Raw genomic sequence first — 16965 nt, 5'->3', positions numbered from 1 at the left:
TTTACGGCCCCCGTCAATCTCAAACTATACCATTAGCACTGGAAGTTGGCACGTACAGGTGGGCAAAAAACGAAAACTGGTCAACCAAATATTATTTTGATTGACCAGTAAGTCTGTTGGGTAATCAGTTAGTTACAGCGCAGCCACACACTCGCGCGCACCGCGTTCGCACAGCTGCTGATATGCCGCCGTCACCGCGCCAACAAAGTCGGCATTCTGCGGCAGATCATCGGCAAAAATACCGCTCAGGCCCAGCAGCGCTTTCACGCGGTCTGCGCCCTGATACTGCGCGTTAATCTTCTGGAACTCGGCCAGCATCGGGTCAACCACGTCAATGGCATTACCCTGCTCATCCACACCCTGGGTGTAGCGCATCCAGCCAGCCACGCCGAGCGCCAGGTGACGCCAGCTACCGCCGTTTTGTAGGTGCAGACGCACCGGGTCCAGCAAACGCTGCGGTAACTTCTGGCTGCCGTCCATCGCAATCTGCCAGGTACGGTGACGCAGAGACGGGTTGCTGAAACGCTCGATCAGCAGCGTCGCATAGGCGTTCAGGTCCGTACCTTCCGGCATCGACAGCGTTGGCGCTTGTTCCTGCATCATCAGGGCAAAGGCCGCTTTGCGATAATCCGGATTAGTCATGGTGTCGGCAATGGTTTCATAGCCGCCGAGGTAACCGAGGTACGCCAGGAAAGAGTGGCTGCCGTTCAGCATACGCAATTTCATCATTTCGAACGGCACAACGTCTGCAACGAACTGTGCGCCCACTTTATCCCAGTCCGGGCGACCATTAACGAAGTTATCTTCAATCACCCACTGACGGAACGGTTCGCAGGCAATGGCACACGGGTCATAAACACCCAGCTGGTCAGCAATTTCCTGTAAGGTTTCTGGCGTCGCAGCCGGAACGATGCGGTCAACCATGGTGCACGGGAAGGTGACATTCTCTTCAATCCATGCAGCCAGCTGCGGATCACGCGCCTGAGCCAGCCCCAGAACGGCAACTTTTGCCACGTGGCCGTTTTCACGCACGTTGTCGCAGGACATGACAGTAAACGCTTTCAGCCCTTTTTCACGACGCAGACGCAAAGCTTCAACGATGTAACCAATCGCGGACTTCGGCGCAGTCGGGTTTTCCAGATCGTGCTTGATCAGCGGGTTATTGAGATCCAGCTGACCGCTCGCCGCATCGGCGCAATAACCTTTCTCTGTGACTGTCAGGGAGACAATCGCCGTCTGCGGACGCGCCATCGCGTTGAGAATACCTTCACAACCGTCGATTTCCGGGTGCAGCGCTTCTTTCATCGAGCCAATAATTTTCAGCTCGGTGCTTTCTGCGCCTTTTTCCGCTACGGTGTACAGCAGTTGCTGTTTTTTCAGGTTTTCGATCAGCACACGGTCGTTGCCTGGCATCAGGTTAACTTCGCAGATCCCCCAGTCGCTATCCGTGCTTTCCAGCAGGTGATGGGTGTACAGCGCCTGGTGCGCGCGGTGAAACGCCCCGCAACCGAGATGCACAATGCGTGATTCCAGACGAGAATGATCCCATGACGGGCGGGCAACCGGCAGATTGCTGTCAACAATAGTAGTCATCGTAAACTCCAGAATCCGTCTTCAGAGAGTGACGGCAAGGAAGAAGGAACCGGCACGGCGCGCAGCCATGCCGGTGGATATTAACGGCTAAAGAAAGCGCGCTGGATCGCCATTTCGACGCCGCGAACTTCAGCCAGACCTTTCAGACGACCAATCGCGGAGTAACCTGGGTTGGTTTTCTTCTTCAGGTCGTCCAGCATCTGATGACCGTGGTCCGGACGCATCGGGATCAGGTCTTCTTTGCCTTCCGCTTTACGACGGTGTTCTTCTTCAACAATCGCTTTCACCACTTCGTACATATCAACGTCACCGTTCAGGTGCGCCGCTTCGTGGAAGGTTTTCGGGTTATCTTCACGCATGGTGGAACGCAGATGGGTGAAGTAAATACGCGGACCGAACTGCTTGATCATATCAACCAGATCGTTGTCAGCACGCACGCCGTAGGAACCGGTGCACATGGTGAAACCGTTCGCCATGCTGTTTACGGTATCAACCATCCACTGCATATCTTCAATGGTGGAAACGATACGCGGCAGGCCGAGGATTGGGCGCGGCGGATCGTCCGGGTGAACAGCCATACGCACGCCAACTTCTTCCGCAACTGGAATGATCGCCTTCAGGAAGACCGCAAAGTTTTCGCGCAGTTTGGCTTTGTCGATATCTTTGTACAGCTCCAGGTGCTTACGGAACTGGTCAAGGGTGTAGCCTTCTTCCGCGCCCGGCAGACCGGCAATGATGTTACGGGTCAGACGCGCTTTGTCTTCGTCGCTCATAGTGGCGAAGCGTTCAGCGGCCTGAGCAATTTCTTCTTCGGTGTAATCCGCTTCCGCGCCTGGACGCTTGAGGATGTGCATTTCAAACGCAGCAAATTCGATCTGGTCGAAGCGCAGAGCTTTGGAGCCATCTGGCAGCACGTATTCGAGGTCAGTACGGGTCCAGTCGAGCACCGGCATGAAGTTGTAGCACACGGTGCGAATGCCGCACTGCGCCAGATTGCGCAGAGTTTGCTGATAGTTAGCGATCCACTGCTCGTAGTTGCCAGTATGAGTTTTGATATCTTCGTGAATTGGCACGCTTTCTACGACAGACCACACCAGGCCTGCGTCTTCAACGATCGCCTTGCGTTTGAGGATCTCTTCTACGGACCATACTTCCCCGTTCGGGATATGGTGCAAAGCGGTAACCACGCCAGTCGCGCCCGCCTGACGGACATCAGCTAAAGTGACCGGATCATTAGGGCCGTACCAGCGCCAGGTCTGTTCCATGATTTTTCCTCTTTCACATAGTGGGTTCCACAGCAAAAAAACGCGGAATCCCGGAGTTGTTTAGGTATCCGGATGAACAACCAGACCGCAGCCGTGGCATTGCATCGGATGAGATGGCGTATAAGTTCTACCTTTTGGTAAGACATGTCAACCCGAATTCCAAAATTGGTTAACCACATCACAAGATTTTCACGCGCACGCTCGTTGCTGCAAATTGCAGCAAAGGGTAATTGATAGTTATTAATCAGAGGGTGTGACATTCATCGCAACAATGGTTGACCAATTTACATAACATGTCGCCCAAAATAACAACGGTTCAACCAGGTAAGGTAAAACGTTATGCATGTGCTTAACATTCTTTGGGTAGTATTCGGTATCGGTCTGATGCTGGTACTGAATTTGAAGTTCAAAATCAATTCAATGGTGGCTTTGCTAGTGGCGGCGCTATCCGTCGGGATGTTGGCGGGCATGGATTTGATGTCGCTGCTGCACACCATGAAAGCGGGCTTCGGCAACACGCTGGGGGAACTGGCAATCATTGTTGTGTTCGGTGCGGTCATTGGTAAATTGATGGTCGACTCCGGCGCGGCTCATCAGATAGCGCATACGCTGCTGGCGCGTCTCGGCCTGCGCTATGTCCAGATATCGGTGATTATCATCGGCCTGATTTTTGGTCTGGCGATGTTCTATGAAGTGGCCTTTATCATGTTAGCGCCGCTGGTTATCGTCATTGCCGCCGAAGCTAAAATTCCGTTCCTGAAACTGGCTATTCCGGCAGTAGCGGCTGCTACCACCGCACATTCACTTTTCCCTCCGCAGCCGGGTCCGGTGGCGCTGGTGAATGCTTATGGTGCAGATATGGGGATGGTTTATATCTATGGTGTACTGGTGACAATCCCAAGCGTAATCTGCGCAGGCCTGATTCTGCCGAAGTTCCTCGGTAATCTTGAGCGCCCAACGCCATCATTCCTCAAAGCGGATCAACCGGTGGATATGAATAATCTCCCCTCTTTCGGCGTTTCGATTCTGGTACCGCTGATCCCGGCGATCATTATGATCTCTACCACTATCGCCAATATCTGGCTGGTCAAAGACACCCCTGCGTGGGAAGTCGTTAACTTTATCGGTTCATCGCCGATTGCAATGTTTATTGCGATGGTGGTTGCATTCGTACTCTTTGGCACCGCGCGTGGTCATGACATGCAGTGGGTGATGAACGCCTTTGAAAGCGCGGTAAAAAGCATTGCGATGGTGATTCTGATCATCGGTGCGGGCGGCGTGCTGAAGCAGACCATCATCGACACCGGCATTGGTGACACCATCGGCATGTTGATGTCCCACGGCAATATCTCGCCCTACATCATGGCGTGGCTGATCACTGTGCTAATTCGTCTGGCGACGGGTCAAGGTGTGGTTTCGGCGATGACTGCCGCCGGGATTATCAGTGCTGCAATCCTTGATCCAGCAACCGGTCAACTGGTTGGCGTGAATCCGGCGCTGCTGGTACTGGCGACGGCTGCGGGTTCCAACACCCTCACCCACATTAACGATGCCTCATTCTGGTTGTTCAAAGGTTACTTTGACCTGTCAGTAAAAGACACGTTGAAAACATGGGGTCTGCTGGAGCTGGTCAACTCCGTGGTTGGGCTGATTATTGTGTTGATTATTAGCATGGTAGCGTAAAAGAACACCAGAGCCTGCCAATGGCAGGCTCAGTTCGGATTGTCGGCAAAGTGCGCTTTGTTTATGCCAGATGCGACGCTGGCGCGTCTTATCTGGCCTACAAAGGGCTAACGTGCGGGTTTGTAGGTAGCGTAGCGCATCAGGCAATATTGCGTACCAGCATTAGCAATGTCCTGTGATTTCTTTATTGATAAACAAAAGTCACGCCAATAATCGATTGCACATTCCCTGCAGTCACCTGCCCTCCGGTACGTGCGTAATTTGCCGTTAATCCCAGACTTACCGCCGAAGTCCCTACTGCTCCTAACGATACCGTGTTATTCGCTGGAATAATCGTACCGTTGCGCGTCAACTGTACGCCGACGCCCTGTGCTGGTGAAAACGACGCGGTATTGGTGAAAATCGAATTGCCCGCATCTGCGGTTGTGCCGGAGAGGTAATACCCCAGGTTCTGGCTTTTCGCACAATAAACGGTAAGAGGAATAGGTACCGAACCGGGATAGTCCGGCAGAGTCACGGTGACATCACGAGCAGAAACATCACAGCCGCCAGTAGGCACCACCACATCATTATTGGCGTAAATATTCCACACAAACTGGAAATCATCGCTGTTATAGTTATTGGTCTGTCGCAAAATTAGCACGGCAATTAATGAGCCAGCCTTAATCGCCACCCCACCCGCACTGCTCACAGGCGTCAAATAAAGCGCCACCGGCCACGGCTTATCCGTTCTCGAATTATAAACAACGCGCGGCGTTTCGCTGGTAGTCGGGAAAGGATAGCTACTGCCATTATATTTTACGGTCCCGGAAAAATTAGATAACACGCCGCCATAAGCCGAACCTCGTTGCAGTGTGACATAGTCTGTAATGGTTTCCGGGTAATCGTTATGGCAAAAGATTTGCGTCGAAAGATCTACGACCAGGTTTTGCCCCACATTCACGGCGGGCGCAAGGTTTACATAAACATTGGCGCTGCCACCGCCAATAGGGATAGCGGTGCCATTGGCGGTTTTACAGGCGAATGACCAGGCATTTACCGACCAGCCCATCAGCAGTACAGCAAACAGGGTAATAACTCTTTTCATTACAATCATCTCTTCGGATTCAGCTGTAGGTATAGGTGATGCTAATCACTGCCTGAATGGTTCCCTGAGTGGCTCCGCCATTTACCGTCAATGCTCTAACCTGTAACGGGAAGTGCGCTGATTGTGAGGAATCATCCACCTGAACTGTTTTGGTTGCGCCAGTATTCAATGTGTTGCCACTGTCATCTTGCAGCTCTAACTGGATGTTTTGCGCGGTCCCCTGGTTTTTATAATATCCCGTACTATCGGCTGCCCCGCTGAAGCTGGCGGTGACCCTCGATGTTCCCACCGGACAATGAGTCAACTCTAACGCAACATCATGCCAGGCCGATGCCGCACCGGCAGACACGAGACTGAAAGAATAAAGATCGCCGAGATCAACCGTGGCATTAGTGGTGGAAACCGTGCACGGTTTGGCGACGACCTTACCGTTCACGGTGATCGTGACATCGGCTGCCTGTAGCGTCGCACTTACGAGCGTCAACATTGCCGCCAATAAACACCCACGTATGCGCCATTTCATGAGCATCTCCTGTTACTGATATTCAAGAGTGAAGGTAGCCGTGGCATTGATATGCCCCGCAGTGACAGGCACCTGTGTCGCCATTAGCCGGGCGTAAAAATTCAGCGTATTTGGTTTACCCGGCGTCAGGGTCGTCCACGAAATCGCGGAGGATGGCGCATTAAGGGGGATCTGATTTTGTTGCTCATTCAGAAGCTGTATTCCCAGCCCCGCAGCCGCTGACACCGTATTTTCAAGTGCAAGCAGATTGGCATTGTGACTATCTGCAACGCCGGTAAACCCAACCTTTACGGCAGAAACGGCATTACCACAGGGTGACAGCAAAATACGAAATGGAACGACAGGAGTCGTCGCGCCAATGTTGTTAAATTGCTTCGCCGCGTTTTCCATCAGATCAACAGTAAAATTGGTTGATTCAGCGGCCACACTACAGCCGTTATCTCTGACATAGCCGCGGATAGTAATCGTGCTATCCGCAGCCAAAGCGTGACTTACCGCCAGCCACAAAAAAGCGCACAGAAGATAAAAAGGTTTGCTTTTCATCACGCCCCCTTAACGACATTCAGCTGATAGCTGGGTTAATAACTGCTGCTGACTCTCTGGTGGCAGTTGATAATTGGCGACACAGTGAGCATTTTCCTCTTCTCCCCATTTCACCTGAACTTTTCCCGCTAAAGGCATCCCGCTGAGATAAACCTGACCATTATCCGCAACAATGCCGCTACTCTGGCTACTCTCTGATGTGACCATCGCCCCAAACGGCAGCGGCTTATTATTATGGGTTAGCGTCATGAGCAGTTTTATCCCAACACGCGCTTTAAACTCTGCTCGCACAATTGCCCCACGGGTGGGAACAACGTTAGCGACCGCGTTATCTAAATCGACGTTATCAGCCAGGGTATTGGTATCCAGCGCCACTCTATTTTCCCGATATTCTGTGGCATAAGGCAGCACGGCATAGCCGCGCCAGTCGGTACGCACCCCCGTCTGGTTTTCAACTTTTGCATCTTTTGCGCCAGGCGCTTTAACAAGCACCACCGTATCGTTTAACGGCTGCCCCAGCGTTACGCCATTGGCATGAGCCAATACCCCACCGCTGATTCCGTAATAGAGCTGCTTAATATCATCGCTATGGCTGTAACCAATGTTGGCATTGCCGTAGCCACCGCGATAATTCAGCGCGGCGTAGCCTGTACTTCCGCTATTTCCATCGCCTCCCCCGGCATAGCCGGTTTGCACGCTATAACTGAGGTTGTTGTCTTCCAGCAACGTACCGTATACACCGGCCAGATTGGTCATCCGACCGTTGAGATCGTGTGACATGCTGTAGCTGGCACTGGCATGTCGCCACTGAGATTTACTGTCAGAACGCAGCCAGTGGCTGAAAGGAATATTGATGTTAAGAGCCAACATCTGATCCCGTCCTTTTTGCCACGCGTTTTTCGTCAGGCTATAGCTGAGCGTCCAGTTGATATCTTCGAAAGCAGTATTTAATCCAGCCTGGAATTGCTCATCGACATTACTCGTTCCCCAATAAGTTTGATGGCTACCACTCAAATACAGTGTTGATGTGCGTCCGAGTTGCTGAGTAACAGTGAGCTGTAATTTCCCGCGTTTGTTATAAGCGAGATTGTAATAGTCGGTAAATTTCGGCTTAACCTGAATAACACCATCCTGTGTTTCGATGTTGTAGCCACTCATTCGGCTGTATGTTGTATCAGCGAAATTAAAATACCCGCTGGTCGAGTAACGGTAACCCACTAACTGAAAATTCGTACCTGACTCATTGAGCGATTTGTTATAGAGAAAACGCACCGATTGACCGTCATGCTGACTGTCATCAGGAAGTGTGGAATTAGCCTGCGTCATATCCACGGACAGAGCGCCCAGTGCCCCCATGTTTTTCCCGATACCGAAATTAAAAGCGCGATAACGATCCGCCAGTTGCGTTCCACCATATATTGTCCAGCCAGCCGGAAGGCCGTGGAGTAATGTACTCTGGAAAAAACGGGGTTTATCCTGTTGCGCATTTCCACTACGGTATTCTCCAGCCGTAATGGAATAACGAGTATGCCCTTCACGTTGCAAAAGCGGGACTGACGAATAGGGTACGGTAAAGATCTGCGTGCTACCGTCAGCCTCTTTAATCGTTACCTGCAAGTCACCACTATTACCTGCGGCATAGATATCGTTGATGGTAAAAGGCCCCGGTGGCACCGTACTATTATAAATGTCATACCCATTTTGTTTAATAGTGACCTGTGCAGTACCACGCGCAATACCGTGGATCACCGGGGCAAATCCTCTTTGGCTATCGGGTAACATATTGTCATCTGAGGCCAATTGTGCGCCGCGAAAGTTAATACCATCGAAAATATCGCCCTGAGTATAACCATCACCCAGCGTCAGCCGGGAACGTAACGGAATTATGTCTCGCTCAAGCCAGGTATTGATATGTTGCCATTTATTTTTGCTACCTGATGAACTGTCGCTACTGTTATAACTCCAGGTGGTATTGTCGCGTAAACGCCATGCACCAATATTTAACCCACTCTGTAGGTTTAAATATGCATAATGGCTGTTACCACCAATCCGATTCTGTACACTATTTCCGCTGAAATTATAATTGAGCAATCCGGCATTAATACCGGGGTCCCATAACTCTGGAGGAATATAACCACGCGCGCGATTACTCATAAATGCCTGAGGGATCGTCAGGTTGAGTCGCTGCTGACCAACATCTAAATGCGCAGTAGCGTCATGGATCATTGTGGTTAATGGCACGCAGGCATCATCCGCCAGCAAATTCATACCGGAGACAGAAGCCGTATTCAGCCCCATACTGGCAAGTTGAGCGCGCGTCAGGCAGGGAACAATCCCTTGTTCACTGTCGCCCGTATTAAAGGTGACATCACGCGTTGCCATATAACCATTATTCAAATAGATATCGACGCGATACGTCCCAGGTGGTAATTCTTGACCATTCTCAAAACGCGATAAATCAGCCACAGCCTGGGGATCATCCGCTAAAAAACGCGGGTTAAAATAGAGTTCGGCAGATGACAAAGGTGCCTGTGTGGCAAAAACACAGGCAACAGAGAGCCGAACAAAAAAACCAGCCAGACGAGGCTTACGAATATGCAAGCATTGTGTGTTTCGCTGGTAAAGTCTTAAATTCAGATATGACATTATTCCTCCGGTTTAAAATTACCCGGCAGTCAATTCTTTTTATTCAGGCGAAAAATTCCCCCTGCGTTATACCATTACGCCCGTCATTTTTGGAGTAAGTGCGCCATAATCATTTATTGTTCGGTAAGTAATGTTGCTTCCTGCATCAGAAGGTAATTTAACTGTGCTTTCGCCCATTGGAGGCACCAATGCATTTTCAAGAACCCGAGTTCCGGCATTCAACTCTGTTACCGTCAGGTAATAGGGTGTCGGGTTAATCAGCGTCAGAGAATTCGCGCTACGACGAAATCTTAACTTTTCTGCGGCCTGATCGGGTGGCAACGCTAATTTAGCCGGGCGATAGTACAATTTAATGCGGCTGATAATTGCGAGCTGTAGCGTATTCTCAGTCAATTTTGATTTATCCATTGACGGAATCGCTTTAACGTTCATCCAGAATAAACTTTCCCGGTCCTGTGGCAATTGGTTATTTGTTGCATCAAGAATACGCAAGGTATTCTCTTTTTTTCCCTTCATCGCAAACAGAGGTGGTGTCACGATAAAACGACCATCCTTTACACCATCGGCATTTTCTACCCATGATTGAATTAAATAGGTGCTATTTTCATCATTATTTGTCACGGCAAGTTGTACTTGTTTTTGCCCTGCCGGATAAATAACGCGAGTCGCACCTAAGGCCACTCCTGCTTCCGCGCGTCCGGCAGCCATCATTGCCATGATCATCAGGATACCTGCCAGCAAGCAGAATGTTATTTCCTGCAATTTCCTTACATTGACGTTTTTATTACTCACTGTCCTGTTCCTGTTATCACATTATCTGCTGAACAATTACTGATAGGTTAAAGAGAACCAGGCCTGAGCATTGGCGATGCCGCCAGTAACCCGACGCCCGGTAGCACGATATTTGGCGATGAAATGTAACGAAGTAGAGCCTGAGTAAAGCCGTTTCCAGTTTGCTGGAGGACGATTAATCGGTACAAGGTTTCCTTCATCATCAAACAACGCTACGCCAATATTGGTGGCAATCCCTGGCCCCTCTCCCACGGAAAGCACATCCGGATTTTTACCATCCGCGACACCGTGAAACGCCACACCCACACGTTCACTCACCACCGTGCTACATTCCCGTAAATGAATAACAAAAGGCACCGGTGCGCTATCTTCCCCAACCGCATGAAACCGGTTACTGCTGATTTGCCCCATATTGACCGTCATTTGTTTATCACCAGCTTCAATCCGGCAAGCTTCTGCAATAATGACGCCCTGAAATTGCATATTTCCGCCGGGCAACGTGGTGTTCCATTTATTTCCGGCCAGAGCAAACATTGGCAGCAACGACGCTAATAGAAATAATCTCTTCCTTTTCATCGTTATTTTTATCGCACAAGGGTGGGCATCCCTGCCCGTAAAGACGTCCCTGAACCTGGGTAGGTTATTGATACTGAACCTTGAAGGTCGCATCCGCATTAGCAGCACCTGGGGTTGCGGCACCGGTTGCAAAGTAACGCGCCTGGAACGGAATGGTGTTAGTACCGTTATTCAGGGTTGTTTGTGCACTAAATGTCGCACCGTCCAGCGCCAGCGCAGCACCGGTTCTGTCCAGAATTTGCACACCAACGTTTGTTGCGCTACCTGTAGCAGAACTCTGCAGAGCCAGTACATCAGTATGCGTAGCATCAATTGCCGTACCTAAGAAGGCAACAGCGGCTTTTGTAGCAACAGTGGTATCGCAATCATTCAGCTGAATGTTAAAACCAACGGCAGAGCTGGTTGCTCCAGTCTGCTTCAGGCTAGCGGTACGAACCTGTCCTAACTGAACGGTTTGATCAACAGAGCCTGCATCAACTGCGCAAGCGGCGTTAACAACTTCCCCTTTGAAGTGAACGGTCCCACCATTTACCGTCGTAGTATCGGCCAGAGCCGCTGCGGAACTGAGGGACAGAGCCGACAGAACAACGATCGCCAAAGTTTTAATTTTCATGCTGCTTTCCTTTAAAAAAACTGTTTCTAAATCGACATGGGCAGTCGTTCTGTACACTTTGTTTTGAAACGAATTGGACTGCCAACACTGCACAGTTCTTCCCCAAAAGATGAAACATTTGGGGCCATTTTGACTCATAGAGGAAAGCATTACGCACGAACTTTCTTAGTTTATTATTTGGATTTATATTCTATTAATACATTCTTTTATAGATTTTCATATTGAACACGGTGGTTTTTGGAGAGATGAATGAGGAAGTTGCTTCGAGACACAGAAACGTTAACTTTACCTATAGCGGAGGTGATGTGAAATTAATTTATAAGAGAAACAATTTACATATCAAACAGTTAGTTGCTTTATATCGTTTTTTTATATTTTTATGCTTGAGAACAAATACAAAACTTTTTTATGATATGGACAGTTTGGCCCCAATTGTCTTATATTTCTTTATCTTTTCATATTATTATCAATAAGTTACATCAGGCATCTTCTCTTTTTAATTTTTCGTTTATGAGATTATTTCTTTCCCATAATCCGGCAAAACGTGCAGCATTACTGGCGGTATAACGCACAGTATGGCGAATATTTCGATGCCCGAGATAATCCTGAATTAAACGGGTATCTGCACCACGCTCCGCCAGTTCATAACCGCAAGCATGCCTTAACATATGAGGATGAGTCTGCGTCACGGTTCCAGCTTCAATACCGGCATCGCGAATAATGCGATAGGCCTGCTGGCGAGAAAGTCGACTCCCGCGGCGAGAAATAAATATGGCGTCGGTCTGGTCAGCGCCTTTCCAGTTAGTACGTTCCTGGGTCCAGCGCTCCACAGCTTCACGCTCATCAAAACGTAACGGGTGAACGGTAGAAAATCCGTTCTTCAGTCGGCGGATATTTATTCGACCTTCGTTAAGGTCAAGATCCTGATAATGCAGATCAAGCAGTTCACTAATACGCATCCCATGCCGATATGCCAACAAAATTAGGCAATAATCTCTGGCTCCCGTTGCCCCGTAACAAACCGCCTGCATCATGTCCTGAACTTCTTTACCGGTAAGATAACGACGTTTACTCACAATAGTAGTACTCCTGACTGAGATATATTTGAATGAATACCTATAGGAAACCTCGATCGGTTAAAATTAGCCCAATAGATAAAAAGATAACCACACAGGAAGTTATGTGGCTATCAGTCAATTACATTAAATATCATACAAAAATAAAATATCACTGATGTGACAACATCTATTTTCATTGATTTGATTCAATATAACAATAGATTGCAGCGGATTAACTTCCAGTTGCTTAAAAAATAAAGAAAAAAGTGCAGAAACAGGAGAACTTGAGTGATGTGTAAATTTATGAATGATTTTGTTTATTTATTTTGAAGAACATAAACCATTGTATTTTGTATGGATATGGTTAACTTAATGTTTATTATGATAATTAAGGATCACACTTACAATAACATCAATTAATAAATGGTTAATCATTTTTGATATATCGTAAGAATAATGTATTTTTTAACACCATCCCTGGTATCTCATCTATCTCTATAAAACAGCGTGATGCTGTCGTCCTCTGGCTCTATCCCAGATGCCGTAAAAACGCCCTGCATTGCTGGCGGTATACCAGACAGTATGACGAATATTGCGATGCCCAAGATAATCCTGGATAAGTCGTGTATCTATTCCCATATTCGCCAAAGCAAAACCACACGAATGGCGTAACATATGCGGATGAATCTCCAGTGATAACCCAGCATTACCACCAGAAGTCGAGATAATATGGTAAAACTGTTGCCGAGAAAGCGGGTTCCCCTTACGTGATAAAAATACCCACTCGCTCTCAGCATGCGGATAAGAAGTACGTATACTCAACCAGTTTTTTAAAGCCTGAACTTCTTTGTTCAATAGCGGGTGCGTTGTTGAAAAGCCTTTTTTTAATCGATGGATATATATACACTTTGCCTTAAGATCAATATCCGAAATCCTCAATCGACAAATTTCACTCGCCCGGAAACCATGAATAAAACAAAGCAAAGTCAGACAATAATTACGTGCTGCATGAGGCCCGGTATTTGCTGCTTTAAGGAGTGACTCGATTTCACTATGGGTCAGGAAGTTCCTTTTTTTGTTATCAGCCTTATTCTTCATCGTTTTCCCTTATAATTACAGACGCGCACTAGCTGTGCTGGGTTAGCAATAATCCAACATTTTAATCCTGATTATGTTTATAAAAGCGAACGTTTGCTTAATAACTAACGTAAGTGGACCAGTTCTTCTGAGTGAACTTAAATGGAGTAGCGATAGTTACTTATAATAACTTTGCCATACAAACGCCATGCTCTTGCATGCTATGTACCTTTATATATTTATCAATCTGATACGAATCTAATAATAACCCTCATCATTAATGCAACTAATCTTATCTATATATCATGTGATATGTTCTGTAACAAGTAAAATCAACATAAAAAATTCAGCAAAATTTAATATTCGTTCAACTAGCCGTCTCACATATGACATTATTAGTCAACTGCATTTGCCACAAGATGGCTATTTCATGGAACGCAGTAATTTCTTAGCGTCTATTATCATGCTAATTCTTAGGTCCCTAGCGATTATTCCAGCCTGGTTCGTCAGCTTACGCCATGAGATTGCTACATTCCTTTTTATCATGGAGATATGGGGGAAAGCAGGCGACGCTTTTTCATCTACATTCATTGGTAAATATGGCTTTGGTCACTACGCCTTAAACCTTCTTCAATCACAGCTATTCGCCGGGCGATACGGCAAACAAACTAAGTGAAGCATCATCCTGAAAACACCAATGCGTACTGAACATCAACAAGCCTCTCCTGATCGACTTCAGAAGTGACCAGTTACAAGCCACAAACCTGGAAACATATTTCATGATGAGAATTATGCTCAGCCTGATGGCGGGTAAACACTTATTTTCACCACGCTCACTGAGTTAGCCAGCAAAGGCCTCTTGTTTAGAGAGCAAATAAATTACATATAAAACAAATAGTTAATCAAATATCTTTGATTTGTGAAGGCCATCGTAAGTGTTCGTCTGACTTCACATGGCATCTTCTTCATAGAAAAATATAGACATATTTTGTGACACGAATTGCAAATCTGGTTTTGTTATATGGATTGTGTGATTTTTGATCTGGTATAACAGGTATAAAGGTGTACCGCAGTAGTCAATGAGACTGAGCATCTCGCAATCTATGACAAACATCACTTCAGTCTGAAAGGAATATGAAAATGAGATCAACAGACACTCTATTTTATGACTCTGGATAAAATGGATTGAGTAAGTGATATAGCTTACGAACATTCAAATCAATTAAACATCAGAAGAGATTTTATACTCAGGTATTTAATCTGGTTCTCTGTTTATTTAAATAATGTGGAAGATAATTTTCACAGGAGACCTTATACAAAAAATATAAAATACAGCTACCAGTTACCAAAGACACTATAAGCCTGGCAAAAAATATTACACAACATAAATGCTAATTGTTTATGCGGGCTTTGTATTGCTTTCTGTATCCTACAAATGAGTGAAATTTATGAAAAAGGCTAAAATACTTTCTGGCGTATTATTACTGTGCTTTTCGTCACCATTAATTTCTCAAGCTGCGACACTAGACGTACGTGGTGGATATCGTAGTGGAAGCCACGCCTATGAGACTCGACTCAAAGTCAGTGAGGGATGGCAAAATGGATGGTGGGCAAGTATGGAAAGTAATACCTGGAATACCATTCATGATAATAAAAAGGAAAATGCCGCACTCAATGATGTTCAGGTTGAAGTTAATTACGCGATTAAACTTGATGATCAATGGACGGTGCGCCCGGGAATGTTAACGCATTTTAGCAGCAACGGCACACGCTACGGACCCTACGTAAAACTGTCCTGGGACGCGACAAAAGATCTTAATTTTGGCATTCGCTATCGTTACGACTGGAAAGCTTACCGACTGGATTTGCCCCTATATTTCCAGACATCTGTTATCACTTAACCCATTACAAGCCCGCTGCCGCAGATATTCCCGTGGCGAGCGATAACCCAGCGCACTATGCGGATGCCATTCGTTATAATGCTCGAACGCCTCTGCAAGGTTCTTTGCTGCCGTTAACCCGTCTGGTTTGGGCATGATACTGATGTAGTCACGCTTTATCGTTTTCACGAAGCTCTCTGCTATTCCGTTACTCTCCGGACTCCGCACCGCCGTGTTCTTCGGTTCAAGTCCCAACATCCGGGCGAACTGGCGTGTTTCATTAGCCCGGTAGCATGAACCATTATCCGTCAGCCACTCCACTGGAGACGACGGAAGATCGTTGCCGAAGCGGCGTTCCACCGCTCCCAGCATGACGTCCTGTACTGTTTCACTGTTGAAGCCGCCAGTAGTCACCGCCCAGTGCAGTGCCTCACGATCACAGCAGTCCAGCGCGAACGTGACACGCAGTCTCTCTCCGTTATCACAGCAGAACTCGAACCCGTCAGAGCACCATCGCTGATTGCTTTCTTTCACGGCCACTCTGCCTGTATGTGCCCGTTTCGATGGCGGTACAGCAGGTTTTCGCTCAAGCAACAGCGCATTCTGGCGCATGATCCGGTAAACACGTTTGGCATTGATCGCAGGCATACCATCAAGTTCTGCCTGTCTGCGAAGCAGCGCCCATACCCGACGATAACCATACGTGGGCAGCTCTCCGATAACATGGTGTATACGGAGAAGCACATCCGTATCATCAGTGTGACGACTGCGGCGGCCATCCATCCAGTCATCGGTTCGTCTGAGAATGACGTGCAACTGCGCACGCGACACCCGGAGACAACGGCTGACTAAGCTTACTCCCCATCCCCGGGCAATAAGGGCGCGTGCGCTATCCACTTTTTTGCCCGTCCATATTCAACGGCTTCTTTGAGGAGTTCATTTTCCATCGTTTTCTTGCCGAGCAGGCGCTGGAGTTCTTTAATCTGCTTCATGGCGGCAGCAAGTTCAGAGGCAGGAACAACCTGTTCTCCGGCGGCGACAGCAGTAAGACTTCCTTCCTGGTATTGCTTACGCCAGAGAAATAACTGGCTGGCTGCTACACCATGTTGCCGGGCAACGAGGGAGACCGTCATCCCCGGTTCAAAGCTCTGCTGAACAATTGCGATCTTTTCCTGTGTGGTACGCCGTCTGCGTTTCTCCGGCCCTAAGACATCAATCATCTGTTCTCCAATGACTAGTCTAAAAACTAGTATTAAGACTATCACTTATTTAAGTGATACTGGTTGTCTGGAGATTCAGGGGGCCAGTCTACCGACAACAAGACTTATCCGGTGAGATGTCTCGTGATAACGTTCATCGTTGGGATGGATATGTCACTTACCATATTAATAGTGATTTCACCTTCGCATGGCAAACGACGCTATACAGCAAACAAAACGATTATCGCTATGCAAACCATAAGAAATGGGCGACGGAAAATGCATTTGTTCTACAATACCATATGACGCCTGATATTACGCCATACATAGAATATGACTACCTTGACCGTCAGGGTGTTTATAACGGCAGAGATAATTTATCAGAAAACAGTTATCGCATTGGTGTGTCATTTAAACTGTAGTAGACAGG

Annotated in this window: 14 protein-coding genes and 2 pseudogenes; 4 read left to right on the top strand and 12 right to left on the bottom strand. The window is 47.7% G+C overall.

Annotated elements, in window-relative coordinates; all coding sequences use genetic code 11:
* Positions 1-132: 132 nt before the first annotated feature.
* Together QUE74_RS26470 and uxuA are read right to left on the bottom strand one after the other, a co-directional pair.
* A complete protein-coding gene (locus tag QUE74_RS26470; RefSeq protein WP_000208194.1) occupies positions 133-1593 on the bottom strand; it encodes a fructuronate reductase in 1461 nt (486 codons plus the stop codon).
* An 80-nt stretch (positions 1594-1673) separates the two neighbouring features.
* A complete protein-coding gene (uxuA, locus tag QUE74_RS26465) occupies positions 1674-2858 on the bottom strand; it encodes a mannonate dehydratase (RefSeq protein ID WP_000438605.1) in 1185 nt (394 codons plus the stop codon).
* A gap of 339 nt (positions 2859-3197) precedes the next feature.
* Here uxuA and gntP point away from each other — a divergent pair, with 339 nt between their 5' ends.
* Both gntP and QUE74_RS26455 read left to right on the top strand, forming a co-directional pair.
* On the top strand, positions 3198-4541 hold the full coding sequence (gene gntP, locus QUE74_RS26460) for a gluconate permease GntP (RefSeq protein WP_000558243.1): 1344 nt from the start codon (positions 3198-3200) through the stop codon (positions 4539-4541).
* A 20-nt stretch (positions 4542-4561) separates the two neighbouring features.
* The gene (locus QUE74_RS26455) at positions 4562-4720 is read left to right on the top strand and encodes a hypothetical protein (RefSeq protein WP_001355118.1); all 159 of its coding nucleotides are present in this window, start codon (positions 4562-4564) and stop codon (positions 4718-4720) included.
* A 5-nt stretch (positions 4721-4725) separates the two neighbouring features.
* On the opposite strand, the gene fimH is transcribed toward QUE74_RS26455, so the two are convergent.
* From fimH to fimB, 9 genes are all read right to left on the bottom strand, one after another.
* Positions 4726-5628: a type 1 fimbria D-mannose specific adhesin FimH gene (gene fimH, locus QUE74_RS26450; RefSeq protein ID WP_000832216.1), complete on the bottom strand. Its 903-nt coding sequence runs from the start codon at positions 5626-5628 to the stop codon at positions 4726-4728.
* 19 nt (positions 5629-5647) lie between these two features.
* On the bottom strand, positions 5648-6151 hold the full coding sequence (gene fimG / locus QUE74_RS26445) for a type 1 fimbria minor subunit FimG (RefSeq protein WP_000872000.1): 504 nt from the start codon (positions 6149-6151) through the stop codon (positions 5648-5650).
* Between the two features lie 12 nt (positions 6152-6163).
* Positions 6164-6694, bottom strand: a complete 531-nt coding sequence (fimF, locus tag QUE74_RS26440; protein WP_001355117.1) for a type 1 fimbria minor subunit FimF — start codon at positions 6692-6694, stop codon at positions 6164-6166.
* A 9-nt stretch (positions 6695-6703) separates the two neighbouring features.
* A complete protein-coding gene (gene fimD / locus QUE74_RS26435) occupies positions 6704-9340 on the bottom strand; it encodes a fimbrial usher FimD (RefSeq protein ID WP_000121031.1) in 2637 nt (878 codons plus the stop codon).
* Positions 9341-9406: 66 nt separating this feature from the next.
* Entirely contained in the window at positions 9407-10132 is a 726-nt protein-coding gene (fimC, locus tag QUE74_RS26430; RefSeq protein WP_000066537.1) for a type 1 fimbria chaperone FimC, read from the bottom strand.
* Positions 10133-10168: 36 nt separating this feature from the next.
* On the bottom strand, positions 10169-10708 hold the full coding sequence (gene fimI / locus QUE74_RS26425; protein ID WP_000824095.1) for a type 1 fimbrial minor subunit FimI: 540 nt from the start codon (positions 10706-10708) through the stop codon (positions 10169-10171).
* Positions 10709-10772: 64 nt separating this feature from the next.
* Positions 10773-11321, bottom strand: coding sequence for a type 1 fimbrial major subunit FimA (gene fimA, locus QUE74_RS26420; protein WP_000695549.1), 549 nt, complete (start codon positions 11319-11321; stop codon positions 10773-10775).
* Between the two features lie 479 nt (positions 11322-11800).
* A complete protein-coding gene (fimE, locus tag QUE74_RS26415) occupies positions 11801-12397 on the bottom strand; it encodes a type 1 fimbria switch DNA invertase FimE (protein ID WP_000044721.1) in 597 nt (198 codons plus the stop codon).
* A gap of 477 nt (positions 12398-12874) precedes the next feature.
* Positions 12875-13477 carry a type 1 fimbria switch DNA invertase FimB gene (gene fimB, locus QUE74_RS26410; RefSeq protein WP_000790582.1) on the bottom strand — a complete coding sequence of 201 codons (603 nt, stop codon included), beginning with the start codon at positions 13475-13477 and terminating at the stop codon, positions 12875-12877.
* 1427 nt (positions 13478-14904) lie between these two features.
* Between fimB and nanC (QUE74_RS26405) the strand changes: the two are divergent.
* A pseudogene (nanC, locus tag QUE74_RS26405) lies at positions 14905-15315 on the top strand (N-acetylneuraminic acid outer membrane channel NanC); the annotation flags it as partial.
* Positions 15316-15327: 12 nt separating this feature from the next.
* Here the strand turns inward: nanC (QUE74_RS26405) and QUE74_RS26400 are convergent.
* Positions 15328-16556 (bottom strand): IS3-like element IS2 family transposase gene (locus QUE74_RS26400; RefSeq protein ID WP_088895425.1). Its coding sequence is split into 2 segments (ribosomal slippage): positions 15328-16241 and positions 16241-16556, totalling 1230 coding nucleotides; the frame shifts between segments, so codons are not numbered across the junction.
* An 86-nt stretch (positions 16557-16642) separates the two neighbouring features.
* Between QUE74_RS26400 and nanC (QUE74_RS26395) the strand changes: the two are divergent.
* Positions 16643-16957: pseudogene (gene nanC, locus QUE74_RS26395) on the top strand (N-acetylneuraminic acid outer membrane channel NanC); the annotation flags it as partial.
* Positions 16958-16965: the final 8 nt, after the last annotated feature.

The organism is Escherichia sp. 10290 (genome assembly GCF_030295155.1).
GTDB lineage: Bacteria > Pseudomonadota > Gammaproteobacteria > Enterobacterales > Enterobacteriaceae > Escherichia > Escherichia coli_F.
Note: the sequence above shows the minus strand (reverse complement) of the source record. Positions and strands in the feature narration are given on the sequence as shown.